General features: G+C 60.4%; 17 protein-coding genes. 6 read left to right on the forward strand and 11 right to left on the reverse strand.

What is annotated here, in order from left to right:
* The first annotated feature begins 1 nt into the window (after position 1).
* The gene (locus tag CVV65_RS13945; RefSeq protein ID WP_100668645.1) at positions 2-862 is read left to right on the forward strand and encodes an AAA family ATPase; all 861 of its coding nucleotides are present in this window, start codon (positions 2-4) and stop codon (positions 860-862) included.
* Positions 850-2,004 (forward strand): vWA domain-containing protein, encoded by a 1,155-nt coding sequence (locus CVV65_RS13950; RefSeq protein WP_100668646.1) that lies wholly within the window; start codon positions 850-852, stop codon positions 2,002-2,004. The genes CVV65_RS13945 and CVV65_RS13950 overlap by 13 nt, the downstream gene beginning before the upstream one ends.
* On the opposite strand, the gene CVV65_RS13955 is transcribed toward CVV65_RS13950, so the two are convergent.
* Positions 1,995-3,044, reverse strand: coding sequence for an XdhC family protein (locus CVV65_RS13955; protein WP_100668647.1), 1,050 nt, complete (start codon positions 3,042-3,044; stop codon positions 1,995-1,997). The two genes, CVV65_RS13950 and CVV65_RS13955, sit on opposite strands and share 10 nt — an antisense overlap.
* A 234-nt stretch (positions 3,045-3,278) precedes the next feature.
* On the opposite strand from CVV65_RS13955, the gene CVV65_RS13960 reads away from it, so the two are divergent.
* Positions 3,279-3,791, forward strand: coding sequence for a hypothetical protein (locus CVV65_RS13960; protein ID WP_100668648.1), 513 nt, complete (start codon positions 3,279-3,281; stop codon positions 3,789-3,791).
* 459 nt (positions 3,792-4,250) lie between these two features.
* On the opposite strand, the gene CVV65_RS17315 is transcribed toward CVV65_RS13960, so the two are convergent.
* From CVV65_RS17315 to CVV65_RS14015, 10 genes are all read right to left on the reverse strand, one after another.
* Entirely contained in the window at positions 4,251-4,436 is a 186-nt protein-coding gene (locus CVV65_RS17315; RefSeq protein ID WP_269148826.1) for an ATP-binding cassette domain-containing protein, read from the reverse strand.
* Positions 4,437-4,581: 145 nt separating this feature from the next.
* Positions 4,582-5,046, reverse strand: coding sequence for a substrate-binding domain-containing protein (locus CVV65_RS13980; protein ID WP_157935536.1), 465 nt, complete (start codon positions 5,044-5,046; stop codon positions 4,582-4,584).
* 576 nt (positions 5,047-5,622) lie between these two features.
* Positions 5,623-7,077, reverse strand: coding sequence for an amidase (locus CVV65_RS13985; protein ID WP_232796631.1), 1,455 nt, complete (start codon positions 7,075-7,077; stop codon positions 5,623-5,625).
* Entirely contained in the window at positions 7,067-7,219 is a 153-nt protein-coding gene (locus CVV65_RS16985; RefSeq protein ID WP_170099788.1) for a hypothetical protein, read from the reverse strand. The genes CVV65_RS13985 and CVV65_RS16985 overlap by 11 nt, the downstream gene beginning before the upstream one ends.
* A 12-nt stretch (positions 7,220-7,231) precedes the next feature.
* On the reverse strand, positions 7,232-8,476 hold the full coding sequence (locus tag CVV65_RS13990) for a M20 family metallo-hydrolase (protein ID WP_157935537.1): 1,245 nt from the start codon (positions 8,474-8,476) through the stop codon (positions 7,232-7,234).
* 183 nt (positions 8,477-8,659) lie between these two features.
* Complete coding sequence (locus CVV65_RS13995) at positions 8,660-9,496, reverse strand: ATP-binding cassette domain-containing protein (protein ID WP_157935538.1); 837 nt, start codon at positions 9,494-9,496, stop codon at positions 8,660-8,662.
* Positions 9,493-10,482 (reverse strand): ABC transporter ATP-binding protein, encoded by a 990-nt coding sequence (locus CVV65_RS14000; RefSeq protein WP_100669546.1) that lies wholly within the window; start codon positions 10,480-10,482, stop codon positions 9,493-9,495. The genes CVV65_RS13995 and CVV65_RS14000 overlap by 4 nt, the downstream gene beginning before the upstream one ends.
* Positions 10,483-10,487: 5 nt before the next feature.
* Positions 10,488-11,408, reverse strand: a complete 921-nt coding sequence (locus CVV65_RS14005; RefSeq protein WP_100668653.1) for an ABC transporter permease — start codon at positions 11,406-11,408, stop codon at positions 10,488-10,490.
* A gap of 45 nt (positions 11,409-11,453) precedes the next feature.
* Entirely contained in the window at positions 11,454-12,410 is a 957-nt protein-coding gene (locus tag CVV65_RS14010) for an ABC transporter permease (protein WP_197945634.1), read from the reverse strand.
* 34 nt (positions 12,411-12,444) lie between these two features.
* On the reverse strand, positions 12,445-14,103 hold the full coding sequence (locus CVV65_RS14015) for an ABC transporter substrate-binding protein (protein WP_198592040.1): 1,659 nt from the start codon (positions 14,101-14,103) through the stop codon (positions 12,445-12,447).
* A 420-nt stretch (positions 14,104-14,523) separates the two neighbouring features.
* Here CVV65_RS14015 and CVV65_RS14020 point away from each other — a divergent pair, with 420 nt between their 5' ends.
* From CVV65_RS14020 to tnpB, 3 genes are read left to right on the forward strand one after another with little or no spacing between them, the layout of a single operon-like run.
* On the forward strand, positions 14,524-15,165 hold the full coding sequence (locus tag CVV65_RS14020) for an AMP-binding protein (protein ID WP_232796632.1): 642 nt from the start codon (positions 14,524-14,526) through the stop codon (positions 15,163-15,165).
* 32 nt (positions 15,166-15,197) lie between these two features.
* The gene (locus CVV65_RS14025) at positions 15,198-15,776 is read left to right on the forward strand and encodes an IS607 family transposase (RefSeq protein WP_100668656.1); all 579 of its coding nucleotides are present in this window, start codon (positions 15,198-15,200) and stop codon (positions 15,774-15,776) included.
* Positions 15,773-17,038 carry an IS607 family element RNA-guided endonuclease TnpB gene (gene tnpB, locus CVV65_RS14030; protein ID WP_100668657.1) on the forward strand — a complete coding sequence of 422 codons (1,266 nt, stop codon included), beginning with the start codon at positions 15,773-15,775 and terminating at the stop codon, positions 17,036-17,038. The genes CVV65_RS14025 and tnpB overlap by 4 nt, the downstream gene beginning before the upstream one ends.
* Positions 17,039-17,114: the final 76 nt, after the last annotated feature.

A 17,114-nucleotide genomic window follows, 5' to 3' on the forward strand; every position in this document is an offset into this window, starting at 1 on the left:
GATGAACGAGCAGGTGCGCCGACTGCAAGAGGAATTGCGGGAGGCAAACTATGTGGTTGACGAAGGGCTGGCCACTGTCCTGCACTTGGCACAGCGGCTGGCCCGTCCGCTGTTATTGGAAGGCCCTGCAGGTGTGGGAAAAACGGCCCTGGCGAAAGCGCTCGCCACCGTTCGCTCAATAAACCTCGTTCGCCTGCAGTGCTACGAAGGACTGGATGCGAGCCAGGCGTTGTACGACTGGGATTACCCCAAACAGCTGCTGACGGCGCGCGCGGCTTTCTCGGACGGTACCGTGAACCAGGCGGCCCTTTACAGCGAGCCATTTCTCATCGAGCGCCCGCTTCTGCGGGCCCTGCGGGAAAGGCCGGCTCCGGTGCTGCTGATTGACGAAGTGGATCGGGCCGATGAAGAATTCGAGGCGCTGTTGCTGGAATTTCTGTCGGAATTCCAATTGACCATTCCCGAGTTGGGAACGTTCCGCGCCGATGAACCTCCGATGGTATTGTTGACCTCCAATCGCACCCGGGACCTGTCGGACGCCCTGCGTCGGCGCTGTCTGTACGTTTGGGTCGATTACCCGTCTTTGGAACAGGAGGCGGACATTGTCTCTTTACATGTGCCGCGGATCGCGCCCGAACTTGCGAAGCAGATCGCGCGCGCCGTGCGGAGGTTGCGCAAGTTGTCCTTGCTCAAGCCCCCGGGACTGGCGGAATCGATCGATTTTGCCAAGGCACTGATGGAATTAGAAGCGCAGGAATTGAACGAAGGAGTGATCCGGGTGACCCTCGGATGTTTGTTAAAAACCCAGGAAGACCTGGACCTTGTGCGGGAGAGGGGGCTCGACGTGCTATGGAACGCCTGACCGCTGACGGGATTGGCGGGTTGACAGGCGACATCGTCACGCAGGTGACCCACTTCGCGCCTTGGCTGCGAAACTATGGATTTCGCGCCGGGATTTCGGAAACGTTGACCGCCATCGCCGCCCTGGTAGAATTGAACCTTGACCGCATGGACGAAGTCTGCAACGCCTTTCGGGCGATTTACTCCCGAACACCCGCCGAATGGGGCATCTTTCCGAGTTTGTTCGAACGATACTTTTGTGGTCGGGGAGTTCGACTGAAGCAGAAGCGCCGCCTGCAACCGGATGAATCGGTCGGCGGAACCGACACCGGTCGGCGGGTGGAGCGTCCGACGGCGGAAACGGTGCAGGGGTTTCTCGCCGGATATCATCCGGACACTGGTGAGCGGTTCGCATTGCGGGCGGACGATCGGGTGTTAAAGGAGGTCGTTCATCTCACCCGGTTGGCGGTGCGTACGATGAACGCACCGCGCGGCCGCAAGTGGCGATCCCGGGGAAGGGAGAAAATCGATTTGCGCCAAACCATGCGGAGCGCCCTGCGCCGCGCCGGAGAGCCCTTCGTCCTGAAAATGCGCCGGCGCCGTCCCGACAGGCCGCGAATTGTCCTGGCCCTCGACATTTCCGGCTCCATGAAGCCCTATGCGCCGTTTCTCACGTCTCTTGCCTGGTCGTTCACCCGGGCCCGGGCGCGCACGCAAATCTTTCTCTTTTCCACGCGGCTGCTGCGGGTGACGTCGCTCATCGCCCGCAAAGGGGTTTCGGGCATTCCATCATCCGATCTGCCGGGAATGAGAGGCGGCACCCGGATTGGCGGAGCGTTGGAACAATTGCTTCGGCGGTATCCCGGTTTGCTCCATCGCCACACGTGCGTCATCATCGCGTCGGATGGCTATGATGCCGGCCATCCGGAGCGCATGCACAGCTCCATGCGCGACCTGGCGGACCGAGCGGGACGCGTGGTGTGGATCAATCCCCTGCTCGGCGAGCCGGGATATGAGCCGACTTCGACGGGGATGTCGATGGCGTTGCCGTACATCAACGCCTTTGTCGATGTCCACGATGTGGCGACTTGGAAAAAAGCGATACTGGGCGGGGTAATGCGAGGAGCGGCGCCCCAAGCCGCCCCGTTGAAGCGTCAACCATGAATTTTCTCCCGCCCATGCAGGGATTCTCCCAATCGGCCGGATCGCACGGCGAGCAATTCCGACACAATCGAGACCGCCACTTCGTCGATCGTTTCTGCGCCTATATCCAGTCCAATGGGAGCATGGATCGGACCGCTGTCGAAGTCGGCCCCGATATTGCTCAGCATTTCCTGGGTTCGCGACACGGGACCCAGTACGCCGACGAACTTGGGATGGGCTTGCAGCGCCAAACGCAACGCCGCTTCGTCTCGCAATTGCAGGTGGTTCATGATCACCCACCAGCTGGCGGACAGTTGCGCAGGATCCGCTTGATCCGGTTCGACCACCAGGTGTTCGGCCGCGGGAAAACGGCCGGTCCCGTTAAATTCTTTGCGCGGATCGAGCACGGTGACACGAAACCCGCACTTGGCGGCGAGAGCCGCCACGGGCACCGCATCGTGGCCCGCACCGCAGATGATCAGCCGTTCGCTCGGCCGCATCGTGTCGACGTAAAAGCGCCTGCCATCGACAACGGCGACCTCCGCCCTCGTCCGACTCCATACGCGCTGCATCAATTGCTGCGCGACGACTTCTGGCAACGCGTCCCTATCTCCGGCAATTGGATTCGTGCCTTCAAATGCGACGCGGACCCCGGTCGGCAGTTCGATGGCCAACGAGATGACGCGATCTTGGGCCACGGCCTCCCGCACCGATTGCCAAAACGGATCCGAGGAATGAACGGGAAAAATGGCGACTTCCATGGTTCCTTTGCAACCAATCCCGAGGGACCACAACTCGCTTTCACTGAGATCATAATGGACGAGGCGGGGTTTGCCTTCCTCAATGGCTTTTTCCGCCCATCCGTAGAGGTCCGACTCGAGGCAACCGCCGCTGAGGGTTCCCAGCATCTTCCCTTTTTCCGTCATCATCATTTTGGCGCCGGGAAGGCGATAAGCCGAGCCTTTCACCTGGGTAATCGTCAACAGAGCGGTTCGTTCTCCGTCCGACCAGGCCTGTTCTATACGGGCAAACATCTCGCGCGCTTCATCGATCCTTGACACCGTTGATCATCTCCTTGGCTGAACTGGAGACCGATTCGACAACTCATCGAGATGGCTCCCATCCCGGGGAGCCGGGCATGCCGAAGTCGGGCTCGACTTAAAGGTTCGTCTTGGATTCACAAGACTATTGTAGAATATTAGAATGAACTTTTTATATATCCAAATGGGTGTTTCTTCATACCCGGTCGGTGACGGACTTTGGGACTCATTATACAGAGAAAGGTGGTCAACATCGTGGATCGACTGTACCGGACAACGGGATGGAGCTGTGCATGGGGCAGCTTTTCCGCAGCTCTCTTCGGCGGCATCCTCGATTTCCTGACGGGTACATCCGGGCTTTTGACGCTGATCCTCGCCGGCACAGGTTCCCTTTCCGGCAGTTATTTGGGACTCAGGATCGGATTGAAAGATGTCCAAGATCTGTTGTCTTCGACGAACCACCCTTTTGAGGTCATCGGAATCCACAAGCAACATGGAGCCATGTGGTCCCTGATGGGTGCCATGGTGGGCGGAGTGGTCGGATCGACGGTCGGGACGGTCCTGGCTGCCGTTGGATGGGTGTTGTTCATGCGTCGTGTGCCCGACATGATGGGTTTTATGTCGATTGTCAACGTCATGATGGGAGGCGGAATGGGCGGTATGACCGGAGGGGTGGTCGGTGCGTGGCGGAGCGCCGTTCGCGTCGGATTCGTCGGAGAAAAAAGAGAGTTGCCATTGTCGGGTGAAAAGACGAAGTCGGAGGTGTGAGGGCCTGCTCAACCAACGGACTGAATCCAGACGCGCTGAGCCGGGACCATCGCAGACCGGACCACCCGGCCTCCATGTCCCCCGCCATCATGACCGATCTCCTGCGCCGCGAACTGCAGTTTCACGGTATGATCATCGATGACATGACCATGGCGCCATCGTACAAAACTATGACATCTCCCAGGCGGCTGTCCAGGCGGTCCGAGCCGGGGCGACTTGGTGTTGGTGGGTCACGATGCATCGAGCAGGAATGGGCGGCTAGCCCCCATCCCGTAACACCACCAGAGATGCGGGCCGCATCCGGCGGTTCATCAAGCTTGACGGAGCCTTCGGTAACGTTCGCTTAAACTCATCAACCCCTGGGCCTGCCAGTAGGCGTTGCCGAGGGCCCTGTTCATCGGCCCGTGGGCCATTCGCCACGGTCCTTTGCGGGTCCATCCAGCGGCGACCGGATGCGAGTTAGGCCCCCTTCAACCAACAACTCACCGGAGTCCGCTTAGTAGACACCCCTGACAAAATCTTCATCAGGGTCGATTTTTCTGCCCCGTTTTCTCCCGCCAAACAGTGCACTTCCGAGGGATAGAGGTCAAAAGAAACATCGTCTAAAACCTTTGTGCCGGTATACCGTTTGGTGATGCCCTTCACTCTAGCAATGGCGTCGCGCTCTCCATCGTCATCCCTCTCGAAGTTGTGGTGATTCTCCTAATCAACGACAAATGGCGCCCATCGATAGTCACAACTGTCAACCAGTCTGGAGAAGTTTGTCGACATACTGCTTGGTTTTGCCAGGTTATTCAGATGTTATGTTGGTAAGGGTCTGATTGTCTCGCATGATCGATGCTCCATTCAATTTCATACCTTGAGTGATGGCGATGGCCGCCTGGAGAGCGGGACCCCCATGGAACGGAGAATTCTGGGTATCGGCGATAGCGACGCCTTGGAGAACCATTTGCAACCCTTCGAGCTGGCCATCTCCGCTAAAAAACCAGCCGTTTAGATCGGTGAGATGTGCAGCCTGCAACGCTTCCAGGGCACCCATCATCATTTCATCACTGGCACAGAAAACTCCCTGAAGGAATCCGGTCGGATATTTCTGAATATATCCCTCCATCACTTTGCAGCCTCCCTTACGGGTCCAATCCACGGATTGGGTGGCGACAATTTTGATGTTTGGGTAAGGTTTGATCGCCTCCTGAACCCCTGCGTTGCGCTCGATCGTCGGATCCTGTCCAACCCCGCCTTCGATGATGGCCAAATTAGACTTTGGGCTGGCCGTGTGGATCACAGGGTGGGTAAACCGGAGGTGCGCGAACACCGTCCTGCCGACGCTTCAATGGGGCGCAGAGTTAATCCACGGAGCTACGGCTTGCAGGTTCGCCGTCACGCTAGTTGGCGAGGTAGCTTCAATGGGGCCGCGGAGTTAATCCGCGGAGCTACTCTTCGACTTTTATACCTTGCCCGGCGCAAGTTTCAAAGGCTTTTTTCGCGAACCCCTGTGAATTTTTGCACCACTCCAAGTTCGCGCTCATTTTTTGCAGGTCGAACAAAGGAAAAACATGGAACCAACCATCGCCTCGTTCATCAAATTCGCCATCATTCGCACGGGCGAACTACGTCCGAAACGTTTCTTGTCACATGAGGTCGGGCGTGTGCCTGCCACGGGAAGTCCCATCCCCCTCTTGGATTCCAGTGGAGCATCCCATGACCTAGACAGGCTCCCCTTCTCCGGTAACGAGCACTCCTTCCCCGGTAGCGGGCACCCTTTCCCCGGTGGCCGGCACGGCTGGCCACTGACCGGGCCCGTTCCTTCCACCCGCCCGGGCCGGCCGTATCATCGATCGCCGAGGCTATCGTACAGGCACTCGGGAGTCACTGCCCGGGGCGCAAATTCCCGATGCCAGGGAGTGGCCTGTTCATATGCGTGGGCAAACCCCAGCAACGACGCCTCCCCGAACGGCCGTCCCACCCATTGCAGCCCCACGGGCAACCCCTCTGAGGTCTTTCCACAGGGGACGGAAAGAACCGGGAACCCCAGAAGATTGAACAGCGGTGTTCTCCCCAGGCGAAAAATATTATTCACCGTCTCTTCAGGTCCGACTTCCCCGATCCCACACGGCGGCCTGGCATTGGTGGGCGCCACCACGGCGTCGCACCGGTCGAACACCTTCAAAAACGCCTTCTGAAACATCCGCCGGATCCTCTGGGCCTGAACGTATTGATATCCGGGAATCTTTTCGCCGATTTCCAGACGAATCCGCACATCCTCGCCGTACAACTCCGGCTGACTGCGGAACCACCTTTCGTGGACAGCGAACCCCTCTACCTGGGAAATCGCTCGCTGGGCCACCGCCGCCTCATCGATCCAGGGCACGGTTACCTCGACGATCTCAGCCCCGAGATCTTCGCTCACGGCCAACGCCCGATCCACCGCCCGGCGGATCTCGTCGTCGAGATCTTCGAAAAAATACTCCCGGACAACGCCCAGGCGCACTCCCTTGAGCGGCCGGTCCCCCATCGGCTCGACCAGCGCCCCGTAAGGCTCCACCGGCCGACGAGAACAACTGGGATCCCCGTCGTCGGCCCCGGCCAGCACTTCCAATAAATACGCCGCATCTTTGACCGTCCGTGTCATGGGTCCCACGTGATCCAGCGACCAACTGAGAGGCAGTAGCCCCTTCCGGCTGACCCGCCCGTATGTCGGCTTCAACCCCACAATGCCGCACAGGGCGGCCGGAAGCCGAATCGACCCTCCGGTATCGGTGCCCAAGGCCCCATAACCCATGCCGGCCGCCACCGCCGCCGCCGACCCGCCGCTGGATCCCCCCGGGATCCTCCGGGGATCCCACGGATTGCGTGTGGGCCCATAGTGCGGGTTCTCGGTGGTCGCCCCCATTGCGAACTCGTGCAAATTTGTCCGACCCACCAGGACCGCACCGGCCTCCTTCAACCGCTTCACCACCGTGGCGTCTTCATCCGCCCGCCACTCGGCAAGAATTTTCGAACCCGCCGTGATCACCTCGCCTTTTACGGTAAAAATATCTTTTAGGGCGATGGGAACCCCGTGGAGCGGGCCGCGATACTTCCCGGACCTAAGCTCCGCCTCCAGCCGCCGGGCCGCGGCCAGTGCCGACTCCGCCGTCACCGCGATGAAGACATTGAGAACGGGATCCAGTTCGGCAATCCGCCCGAGCACCGTCTCAGTCACTTCCACCGGCGACAGTTCGCGCAGGCGAATCAGCGTCGCCAGGCCGTCGATATCGAGGGAAAGCAGTTCTTCATTCGTCACCCGGCTCCCCCCTTTCGGCCACCGCCGGCCGGGACTCAACATCCGGCCCCTCCCACCCGAAACCGGTAAACGCGGGTTCCACGTCGAACGGAATCGTATCGGCAAGAACCGCCAGACGGTCAAAAAACTCCCGGGTGCTCATCCCGAATACCCCCTATCTCGTGCGATCCAGCCCGAGGACCGTGTCCAGCAGTACCTGGGCTCCCTTCACCAAATCCCCGTCCGCACTGAATTCCTCTTCGCAGTGGCTCTTGCCTTCCCGACTGGGTACGAAAATCATCCCCGTTTCACAGACGCCGGCCAGGTGCTGGGCATCGTGACCGGCGCCGCTGGGCATCTCCAAAAATGTATACCCGCGCCGCAAACAGGATTCGCGGATCAGTTCCCGGATCCCAGACGCAAAAGGCGTGTACGGCGCCCAATGGAGGCGACGAACCGCCTTCTCCACCCCCGCCCTTCGGCACAGGTCATCTCCCCAGGCAAACATTTGCTCCTCCGCCTTCCGCAGCCGTACCTCGTCCGCACTTCGCAAATCCACGGTGAACGCGACTTTTCGGGGAATAACGTTCACCGCCCCGGGCTCCGCGGCAATCCGGCCGCACGTGACCAACAGGGCGCCCTCCGAAGACTCAGCCATTTCGTGGACGTAAGCGATCCACCGAGCCGCGGCGACCAATGGATCGCGCCGCCGGCTCGGGGGTGTGGTACCGGCATGGTTGGCCTCCCCCTCCAGGACCACTTCGTGCCAGGACTGGGCAACAATCCCTTGTACGATTCCAATGGTTTTGCCCGCCGCCTCAAGCACCGGCCCCTGCTCAATGTGCAGTTCGACATAACACAGCGGCCGGGAAATCCGGTTGCGCCGCTCACCCAGAAACCCGCTGGCCTGCAGCGCGTCGCCGAACGCGATCCCTTCCTGATCCCTCACCGCGTAGGCCTCTTCCACAGGCCATTTTCCCACGGCCACCGAAGAGCCCATCATGGCGGGCTGGAATCGGGCTCCCTCCTCATTCGTGAAAATCGCCAGACCCAACGGATGCTCGGTCTCCACCCCGTGTTCATGGAGCACCCGCATCACCTCCAGGCCGGCCAGCACCCCGTAAGCTCCGTCGAATCGACCGCCAAAAGGCACCGTATCCACGTGAGACCCGAATAGAATGGGCGGTCCCGGGTTGCGTCCCGGCCGCAAACCATAGAGGTTTCCCATATCATCCACGGAGACCGTCAGCCCGGCCTCTTCCATCCACTCCACCATCTGTTTACGGGCTCGAATGTCGTCGGGACTGAGGGCCAACCGGTGCACCCCGCCTCCCGCCGTGGCCCCGATGGACGCCAGATCCCGCACCGACGCCAGGAAGCGCTCCGATCTGACCAAGTACTCCTTTAACTGAATTTTCATGTCCCCTTCCTCCCCACAATCCATTCTTCGGGTTCCCGCCGTGAGGTCCGATCCTTCGAGTCGCGAAACGATGTCCCCAGGCCTTCGATCGGCGATTGATGGCCCCCTGGCGCCAAAAAGTCTACGATCCGCGATCCCCCCGATACCGGCACAAGGCCACGTTCCCCGACCCGGAATCGCCCGCTATCCCCGGACACCGGCCGCCTCCCGATACACATGGCCCAGATCGCCATCCACGGTGAGCACCGAACTGAGCAGCATCCGGCTGTACGGGTGGGTCGGTTGACGATACAACGATTCCGCCTCGGCCAATTCCACGATTTTCCCACGGTACATCACCGCCACCCGGTGGCACAACTGGGCCACCACGTCCAGGTTGTGAGCGATGAACAAGTAGGTGAGCCCGTAGGTTTCTCGAAGTTCCACCAACAACTGGACAATCTGCGCCCGCACGGACACATCCAGGGCGGAGACCGGCTCATCCAGCACCAACAACTCCGGTTCCACCGCCAACGCCCGGGCCAGAGCGGCCCGCTGGCGTTGGCCCCCCGACAGTTCGTGGGGGTACCGTTCACCGTGCCCCGGAGTCAGTCCCACCACCTCCAACAGGCGTGCCACCCGGGCCCGGGCTTCGCTCAGAGACACCCCCCGATGGTGGCGAACAAACGGTTCCAGAATCTGCCGATTGATGGGCAGGCGGGGATTGAACGCGGACCCCGAGTCCTGAAACACGATTTGGATCACACGGCGATGGGTTCGCGCCCCCGCCCCATCCCAGGCCGGCTTTCCCCGAAAGACAATCTCCCCGCTGTCGGGCTGAAGCAGCCCTGCGATCAGCCGTCCCAGGGTGCTCTTGCCCGATCCCGACTCGCCGATCAGTCCAAGGCTCTCCCCCGCTGCCACATCGAAACTGACCCCGTCCACCGCACGAATTTCTGTCTTGTTTCTCCCCAGGCCGCCGACCCGAAAAGTCTTACACAGTGCACGCACCGTCAGGATGCTCTCTTCCGTGCGAGTCATGCTTCTTCCCTCCGTTTCCAGCATTTTACATGATGGTGAGCAGATACCTCGATCATCGGGGGCGACATGCGCTTGCACCGCCATCCCGATTCAGGACATGCGGAAAGGTAAGGACACCCGGTCATACTCGAGGATTCCGATCGGGCCGGCCGCCTCGTCTCGCCGGCCGCCGGACGGGGCTCGCCGCGAAACACCCAGGACAAATCGGGAACGCTGCCGAGCAGTGCCCGGGTGTAGGGGTGGCTCGGCCGATGGATCACCTCCGCCACGTCGCCTTCCTCCACGATCTCCCCCTTATACATGACCCCCACCCGCCGGGCCACCCGGGCCACCACCCCAAAATCATGGGTGATGAGCAGAATGGCGGTTCCGAGGCGCCGATTGATCTCTTGAAACAGATCCAGCACCTGAAGTTGGACGGTGGGATCCAACGCCGAGGTGGGCTCATCGGCAATGAGCAGTCTCGGATTCCCGGCCAGAGCCATGGCGATCACCACGCGCTGGCGAAGACCCCCGCTCAATTGGTGAGGGTACGCCCGACACACGGCCTCCGGATCGGAAATGCCCACTTGGGTGAGCAACATGTGAATCCGCTGCTGCGCTTCCTCCCCCCGCAGCCCATATTTTTTCAACACTTCGGTCAACTGTGTGCCGACGAGGTAACAAGGGTCCAGCACAGTCATGGCACTTTGAAAGACCATGGCGATACCTCCGCCGCGAATTGTCCGCATCTGTTTTTCGGACAGGCGCAACAGATCGGTGCCCTCGAACACCACCTTGCCGAAATGTCCATCCAGCAATCGGCGGGGGACCATCCGGATGACCGACTGAACCGTCATGGATTTTCCCGAACCCGATTCGCCCACCAGGGCGTAGATCTCCCCGGGATGCAGCGTTATCGATACCTCGCGGACCACCGAAACCGACCCTTGGGGCGTGCGGATCCGGGTCGTGAGATTCCGAACATCAAGCAGCGCACCTCCCATCCCGGTCACGCTCCAACCTCCTCTCGAACCGAGGCTTCCGAGGGCGCCGAATCGCCGCGGCGGCGCTTCACGACCAGCGACCGCTGACGGGGATCCAACGCGTCTCTCAGCCCATCTCCCACAAAGCTGAACGCCAGGGAAACCAACAGGATCGCCAACCCGGGAAACAAGGTGAGAAACGGATCCCCCTGCATGAGCAAAGTGCTGCCCTCCGACGCCATGCGGCCCCAGTCGGCGGCGGGCGGTTGGACTCCGAGCCCGATGAAACTGAGCCCCGCCGCCGTCACCACCGACACACCAGTCAAAGTGGCGGCATAGACCAATAAGGACGGAAACACATTGGGCAGCAGGTGGCGAAACATGATCTCCCAGGGCCGGGCGCCCAGGGCCGCCGCCGATTCCACGTACTCTTTGCGTTTCTCCTGCAGCGTATCCGTGTACACCACCCGCATCATGTAGGGAATCCGCACCACCGTCATCGCGATCATCACATTCAGAAGCCCCGGCCCCAGGACCGCGGCGACGGCAATGGCCAGGAGCACTGCGGGAAAGGCGAAGAAAACGTCCACCAACCGCATCAGCAGGGTCCCGACCCATCCGCCTGCATACCCGGCCACAATGCCCAGCACCAGGCTCACCGCCGCCGCCGCGACCACCGGAACCACAGCCGCCAGCAGGGACGTCCGGGATCCCCAGATCAGCCGACTGAGGATGTCTCGGCCCTGGTCATCGAGGCCGAGCACGTGGCCCGGCGTCCCGGGCGGCGCCAACCGGTGGGCGCCGTCTCCCACCAACGGGTCGTAGGGAGAGATCCAGGGTGCACCCAGGGCCGCCGCCACGGTGATCACCAACACCCCGAGGCCGAACATCGCTGCCGGGTCGCGTATAAATGCCGCCGCCGCTCGCCGCAGCTCGCCGGTTTTCATCGCTTCACCCCCGTTTTCCGAACGCGTTTTGCATGCCGCCCCGGCTTACGACACGGCGGTGCGCTGTCTGGGATTCAACATGATGTTGGCGGTGTCCACTGCAAAATTGATCAATACCACCATCACGGCGATCACAAAGATCCCCGCTTGCACCATGGGATAGTCCTTGGCCGAAATCGCCGTATACATCTGTCGACCCAACCCCGGCCAGTTGAACACCACTTCGCTAAAAAGGGACCCGCCGATGAGGTAACCGACCTGCAGGCCGATCATGTTCAGAATCGGAGGCAGAGCGTTGCGCAGTACGTGACGCACGGTCAGCGACCATCCTTCGATACCCAAAGACCGGTAGTACCGCACAAAATCCTGCTCGAGAATGTCCGCCACCACACTCCGGGTGAGTCTGGCGATCACCGCGGTGGAAACCAGCGCCGTGGCCACCGCCGGCAGCACCAGGTGAACCAGCAGATCGCCGATCCCCCCGGAACTGCGAAGATCGTGCATCCCGCCGGTGGGCAGCCATCCGAGCTGAATGGCGAACACCCACATGAGCAGCAGTCCGACCCAAAACACCGGCATGCTGGCCGCCACCTGGGCCGCCGCCATGGTGATCCGGTCAAACCAGGACCGGGATCTGAGCCCCGCCAAGGTCCCCAGGGACACACCCACAACCACACAGAAAACGAGGCTGGCCCCGGCCAGGATGAGCGTGTTCGCCAACTTGGGAAAGAGCAGTTCGGAGATCGGCACGTGCAACGAATAGGACATCCCCCAGCGCCCGCTCAGCAGATTTCCCAGCCACCGCAGATACTGTTCATACAGCGGGCGATCCAGGGCCAATTGGCTCCGCAGAGCGGCGACGGCCTCGGGCGTGGCTTCGGAACCCAGGATCGTTTGCACCGGGTCCCCGGGGATCAGGTGCATCAAGAGAAAACAGATCACCGTCACCCCAAACAGCACCGGCGGAACCGACAGAAATCGAATAAGCAGATAGCGCCGCACCTCACCCACCTCCCGTTCCCATTCCCCATGCGGGTTATTTGGTGAGCCACACGGTTGACAAATTGTACCATTCCTCGGCCGGAACGATGAATCCGTGCACCTGAGGCGCCAGGACATAAGGCGCCGTATCGTTCACAATCGGGGCAAAGGCGGCATCTTCCATCACAATTTTTTCGGCCTGTTTCCAAAGCGCGACCGACTCCTCCTGGGTACGGGCCGTGGCCGCCCGGTCCATGACGTCATCCAGTTGCGGATTCACGTACTGGCCGGAGTTGAACCCGCCCGGTGCCTTAAATTTCGAGTGGGCGATCATGGCCAGAAAATACGGCGTGGTGCGTCCGGAGGACATCTGGTTCATGCCCACCTCGGGCGGCATGCCGTTCGTGTACCCGCTGAGATAGCTGATCCACTCCCGGGTGTCGAGCTTCACGCGAATGCCCACTGCAGCGAGATTGCGCTGGATCCACTCGGCCATGGGCACAGGCAACAATTGGCCGGAGCCGTCCACCGATGTCATGAGGGTTGTTTCGAATCCATTGGGATACCCGGCCTTGGCGAGCAGTTGCTTCGCCTTCTCGGGATCGTACAGGTACCATTTCTTCGAGGGATCGTACGCGATATTGGCCGGCGACTGAATCGTGTAGGCGGGCTGCACCGTCCCTTTCAAGAGATCTTTGGCCAAGCCCTCGCGGTCAATGGCGTAGTTAATCGCCTGACGCACGTCCTTCGATTTCATGTATTGATTTTGAAAATTGAACGCCAGGTACCACACGTGGGGCGGACGGCCGGACACCACCTGAAATCCTTGGGACTTGAGTTTGTCCAGGGCGTCCGGCGGCGGTACGGCGATGATGTCCACCTCGTGGTTCTGCAGGGCCAGGACGCGGGAGGCCGGATCCGGCAACGGGCGGAAAATCACCTTGTCGAGATAAGGTTTCGGCCCCCAGTAGTTGTCGTTGCGCACCAAGGTGATGCTCTGGCCCCGGACACGGCTGTCGAAACGGAACGGACCCGTCCCCACCGGATGGTCGCCCAGGCCGTCATTGCCGTATTTTTGAATCGCCGCCGGGCTCACAATCTGGAGCGAATTGATCTGGGCCAGCACCCGCAGAAAATCCGGGAACGGTTTTTTCAAGCGGATCTCCACGGTGGAGGGGTCAATCTCCTTGGCGGACTCGTAGTACAACCAGGTTCGAAAAGTCTTCGACGCGCCGATCTTGTCGTAGTACTGGAACGACTTGTCCGTTAAGCGGCGAATGTTGAAGATCACCGCCGAGGCGTCAAAGGGCGTTCCATCATGAAAGGTGACGTTTTTGCGCAGGGTGAAGGTATATACCAAACCATCGTCGGACACTTTCCACGATGTCGCCAGAGCCGGCACCAAGTCTGGAACGGAGCGGACGTCGGACGGTTTCGATAAATCTTCCGCCACCAACGGTTCATAAATTTGGTTGTTGATTCGCATGGTCACCCATCCCACCCCGCGGTGGGGATCCAACTGGTCCGCTTCGGACTCCATGCCGATAATCAGCGCACCTCCCGACACCGGAGTCCCTTGACCCGTTTCGGCCGGGGCATTGGCTCCTTTGGACGCGCAGCCGGATACCGCCACCGCAATCAGCATCAAAACGCCCAGAATCACCGTCACATTTTTCCGACCGGCGAGCCGGTGAAAGGCCCCGGATGTGAACACGTGGATACCCACCTCCATGTCCCTCGTGTATGTATCTTTTTCTTACTTTAATAGTGCGACTATATGACATGATTGTCAAGGCCAAATAGAGAAAACCGGTTATTTTGGCTTAGAAACAGGGGGCATTGCGTAAGGCATGTTAGGTTTTATACCATATACATATTTCCTCAGGTGAACGGCGATACCTGGTTTCCTGCCTCGCGATAGTGGGGATGGGCAGGTGGTATATGGTCACCAAATCCGTCAGTTCCGGGGCAATAAACGCCACTCTTCCTTTTCGGGTCACAAGATATTTTTCGAGTAATCGAAAAAGAGTATAATGAATCAGTGGGATAAGCCATAAAAGTAGCCAAGCCTATCACCCGAAAAGTCGAGGTAGCGGATCACTTGTCCATTCACACCTGCGAGGGGGAGGATGCGATGGAAACCTATACCTATGACGTGCGGATGTTCAAGGAGACCTTTGAGTACGGGTTCACGTACATCAACGGCTTCATGCGAAACGTGCACCGGTTCGCCCATCGTCCAGCTGTGACTTGCCCGCTTCGCAACCGGACGTGGACGTATGCCGAACTCAATCGAGAAGTGAATCGGCTTGCCCACGCGCTTTTGGGTGACGAGATTGGCAAGAATGACGTGGTCATGTACCAACTGCTCAACTCCTTTGAGTTCGTGTTGAGCTATTTGGCACCTCAAAAAATCGGGGCCATTAACTGCCCGATCAACTATCGCCTCTCGCCTGGGGAAACGGCGTTTATCATTGACGACAGCCAGCCGGCGGTGTTCATATACGGTGCGGAGATCCGGGAAACGGCGGAGCAAGCGTTGGCACTGGCTCGGCACAAACCGAAACGGATCGTGATGGTCGACCTGAACGGCGATCAGCAAGCGCCGGAAGCTCACGTTCCGTTCGCCGAGTATGTCAACAATCAGCCGGAGGACAATCCGCCCATCGAGCGCCCGTCCCACATCTACGATGAAACCACCCGCCTTTATACCTCCGGGACCACGGGCACCCCCAAGGGGGTGATCAACAGCCTGGAAGTTTGTAAACATCTATAGACGAACATATATTTCTGTTATACAATCGTCTCATGAAACTATCCGATTGGGCTAGGCAACAAGGAATCTCCTACATGACCGCTTGGCGTTGGTGGAAGGACGGCAAGCTGCCTGTACCCGCCCGTCAGACCGAATCCGGCACGATCCTGGTGGATGTCCCCCCGAGCCGTAAAGGCGGCCGGACGGTTGTGTATGCCCGGGTGTCCTCTCACGACCAGAGGAGTGACTTGGACAGGCAAGTGTCTCGAATCACCCAGTGGGCAACCGAGCGAGATCTCGTCGTGGACGAGGTGGTAACGGAGGTCGGATCGGGGATAAACGGGAAACGTCCAAAGCTCCGGCGTATTTTGGCGGATGCGCGGGTGACGACCATCATTGTGGAACACCGGGACCGACTGGCGAGGTTTGGCGTGGAGTACCTGGAATCTGCACTGGCTGCTCAGGGCCGTCACATCGTGGCGGTGGATTCCGGGGAGACCCGCGCCGATCTGGTCCGGGACATGATCGAGGTCTTGACATCGTTCTGCGCCCGATTGTACGGCCGACTGGGAGCACGGAATCGGGCTTTGCGGGCTGTGACCGCCGCAAAAAAGGATGGGAAGGAATCATGAAGACGCTTCAGGCGTACCGCTTTGCACTCGATCCTTCGCCGCATCAGGAGAGGATGTTGGCTTCCCACAGCGGAGCCCGGCGGTTTGCCTTTAACTGGGGGCTGGCATTGGTAAAAGAGCGATTGGAGGCCAGAGGACGAGGCGAAGACGTCGAAGTGCCGTGGACCCTTGCCGCCCTTCGGAGGGAGTGGAACCGGCAGAAGGAACAAGTCGCCCCGTGGTGGCGGGAGAATTCCAAGGAAGCGTACTCGGCGGGGCTGGACGGCCTGGCCCGGGGGCTGAAGGCGTTTTTCGACAGCCGGTCTGGGAAGCGGAAGGGGCGTCGGGTGGGGTTTCCGAAGTTCCGGAAGAAGGGCCGGGGTCGGGAATCGGTGCGGTTCACGACGGGAGCGATCCGGGTGGACGACAAAAGCCACGTCGTTTTGCCCCGGATCGGGCGGGTGAGAACGCACGAGATGACCACGGCGCTCTTGGAGCGGGTGCAAAGTGACCGGGCGCGGATTCTGTCGGCGACTGTCTCCCGGGAAGGCGGGCGGTGGTTTGTGAGTTTCACCTGCGAAGTGGAGCGGGACGCCGGGCGGCCGAAGCGCCCCCGGGACGTGGTGGGAGTGGACGCCGGGCTGAAACACCTGGCGGTCCTGTCCACGGGGGAGAAGGTGCCGAACCCGCGACCCTTGCGCAAGGCATTGCGAAAGATCGCGCGGTTGAACCGGGAGTTGGCCCGGCGAAAACGCAGAAGCCGACACTGGGAGGATACCCGTCGGCGGCTGAACCGGGCCCACGCGAGGGTGGCGAGAATTCGCTTGGACGCCATGCACAAGCTGACTCACCGGCTGGCGACCACGTTTGGCACCGTCGTGGTGGAAGACCTGAATGTGGCTGGGATGGGGCGGAACCGGCGATTGTCCCGGGCGATCTACGACGCGGGGCTGGCGGAGTTGAGACGGCAGTTGCGGTATAAATGCGAGTGGTACGGGTCCCGTCTCGTCCAGGCCCCCAGGATGTATCCCAGTTCCAAGACCTGCTCCAGGTGCGGGGCGATCAAGGAAGTCCTTCCGCTTTGGGAGCGGGTGTATCGGTGTGAAGAGTGCGGGACGGTGATGGACCGGGACGAGAATGCGGCGCGGAATCTGGCGGCTCTTGCGGCCGCCGTCGCCGGGAGTGGACCGGAGACGAAAAACGCCCGTCGAGAGGATGTAAGACCCGACTTGACCGGGCGGTCTTCGATGAAACGGGAAGCCGGCACCGGGCAACCGGGTTAGACCGGCGCCCCTGCCCCGCAAGGGACGGGTACTTGAAACAGATGTATATGTTTCAAGTAACGGTACCGCTGAACAA

The organism is Kyrpidia spormannii (assembly GCF_002804065.1).
In the GTDB taxonomy this organism is placed as follows: domain Bacteria; phylum Bacillota; class Bacilli; order Kyrpidiales; family Kyrpidiaceae; genus Kyrpidia; species Kyrpidia spormannii.

What these genes read in the sequence shown, in the direction of transcription:
- CVV65_RS14000 (WP_100669546.1), bottom strand. Translation starts at nt 10,482, where the DNA reads ATGGGAGGTGCGCTGCTTGATGTTCGGAATCTCACGACCCGGATCCGC.
- CVV65_RS13945 (WP_100668645.1), top strand. Translation starts at nt 2, where the DNA reads ATGAACGAGCAGGTGCGCCGACTGCAAGAGGAATTGCGGGAGGCAAAC.
- CVV65_RS13950 (WP_100668646.1), top strand. Translation starts at nt 850, where the DNA reads ATGGAACGCCTGACCGCTGACGGGATTGGCGGGTTGACAGGCGACATC.
- CVV65_RS16985 (WP_170099788.1), bottom strand. Translation starts at nt 7,219, where the DNA reads ATGAGCACCCGGGAGTTTTTTGACCGTCTGGCGGTTCTTGCCGATACG.
- CVV65_RS13990 (WP_157935537.1), bottom strand. Translation starts at nt 8,476, where the DNA reads ATGAAAATTCAGTTAAAGGAGTACTTGGTCAGATCGGAGCGCTTCCTG.
- CVV65_RS14005 (WP_100668653.1), bottom strand. Translation starts at nt 11,408, where the DNA reads ATGAAAACCGGCGAGCTGCGGCGAGCGGCGGCGGCATTTATACGCGAC.
- CVV65_RS14025 (WP_100668656.1), top strand. Translation starts at nt 15,198, where the DNA reads ATGAAACTATCCGATTGGGCTAGGCAACAAGGAATCTCCTACATGACC.
- tnpB (WP_100668657.1), top strand. Translation starts at nt 15,773, where the DNA reads ATGAAGACGCTTCAGGCGTACCGCTTTGCACTCGATCCTTCGCCGCAT.
- CVV65_RS13995 (WP_157935538.1), bottom strand. Translation starts at nt 9,496, where the DNA reads ATGACTCGCACGGAAGAGAGCATCCTGACGGTGCGTGCACTGTGTAAG.
- CVV65_RS14020 (WP_232796632.1), top strand. Translation starts at nt 14,524, where the DNA reads ATGGAAACCTATACCTATGACGTGCGGATGTTCAAGGAGACCTTTGAG.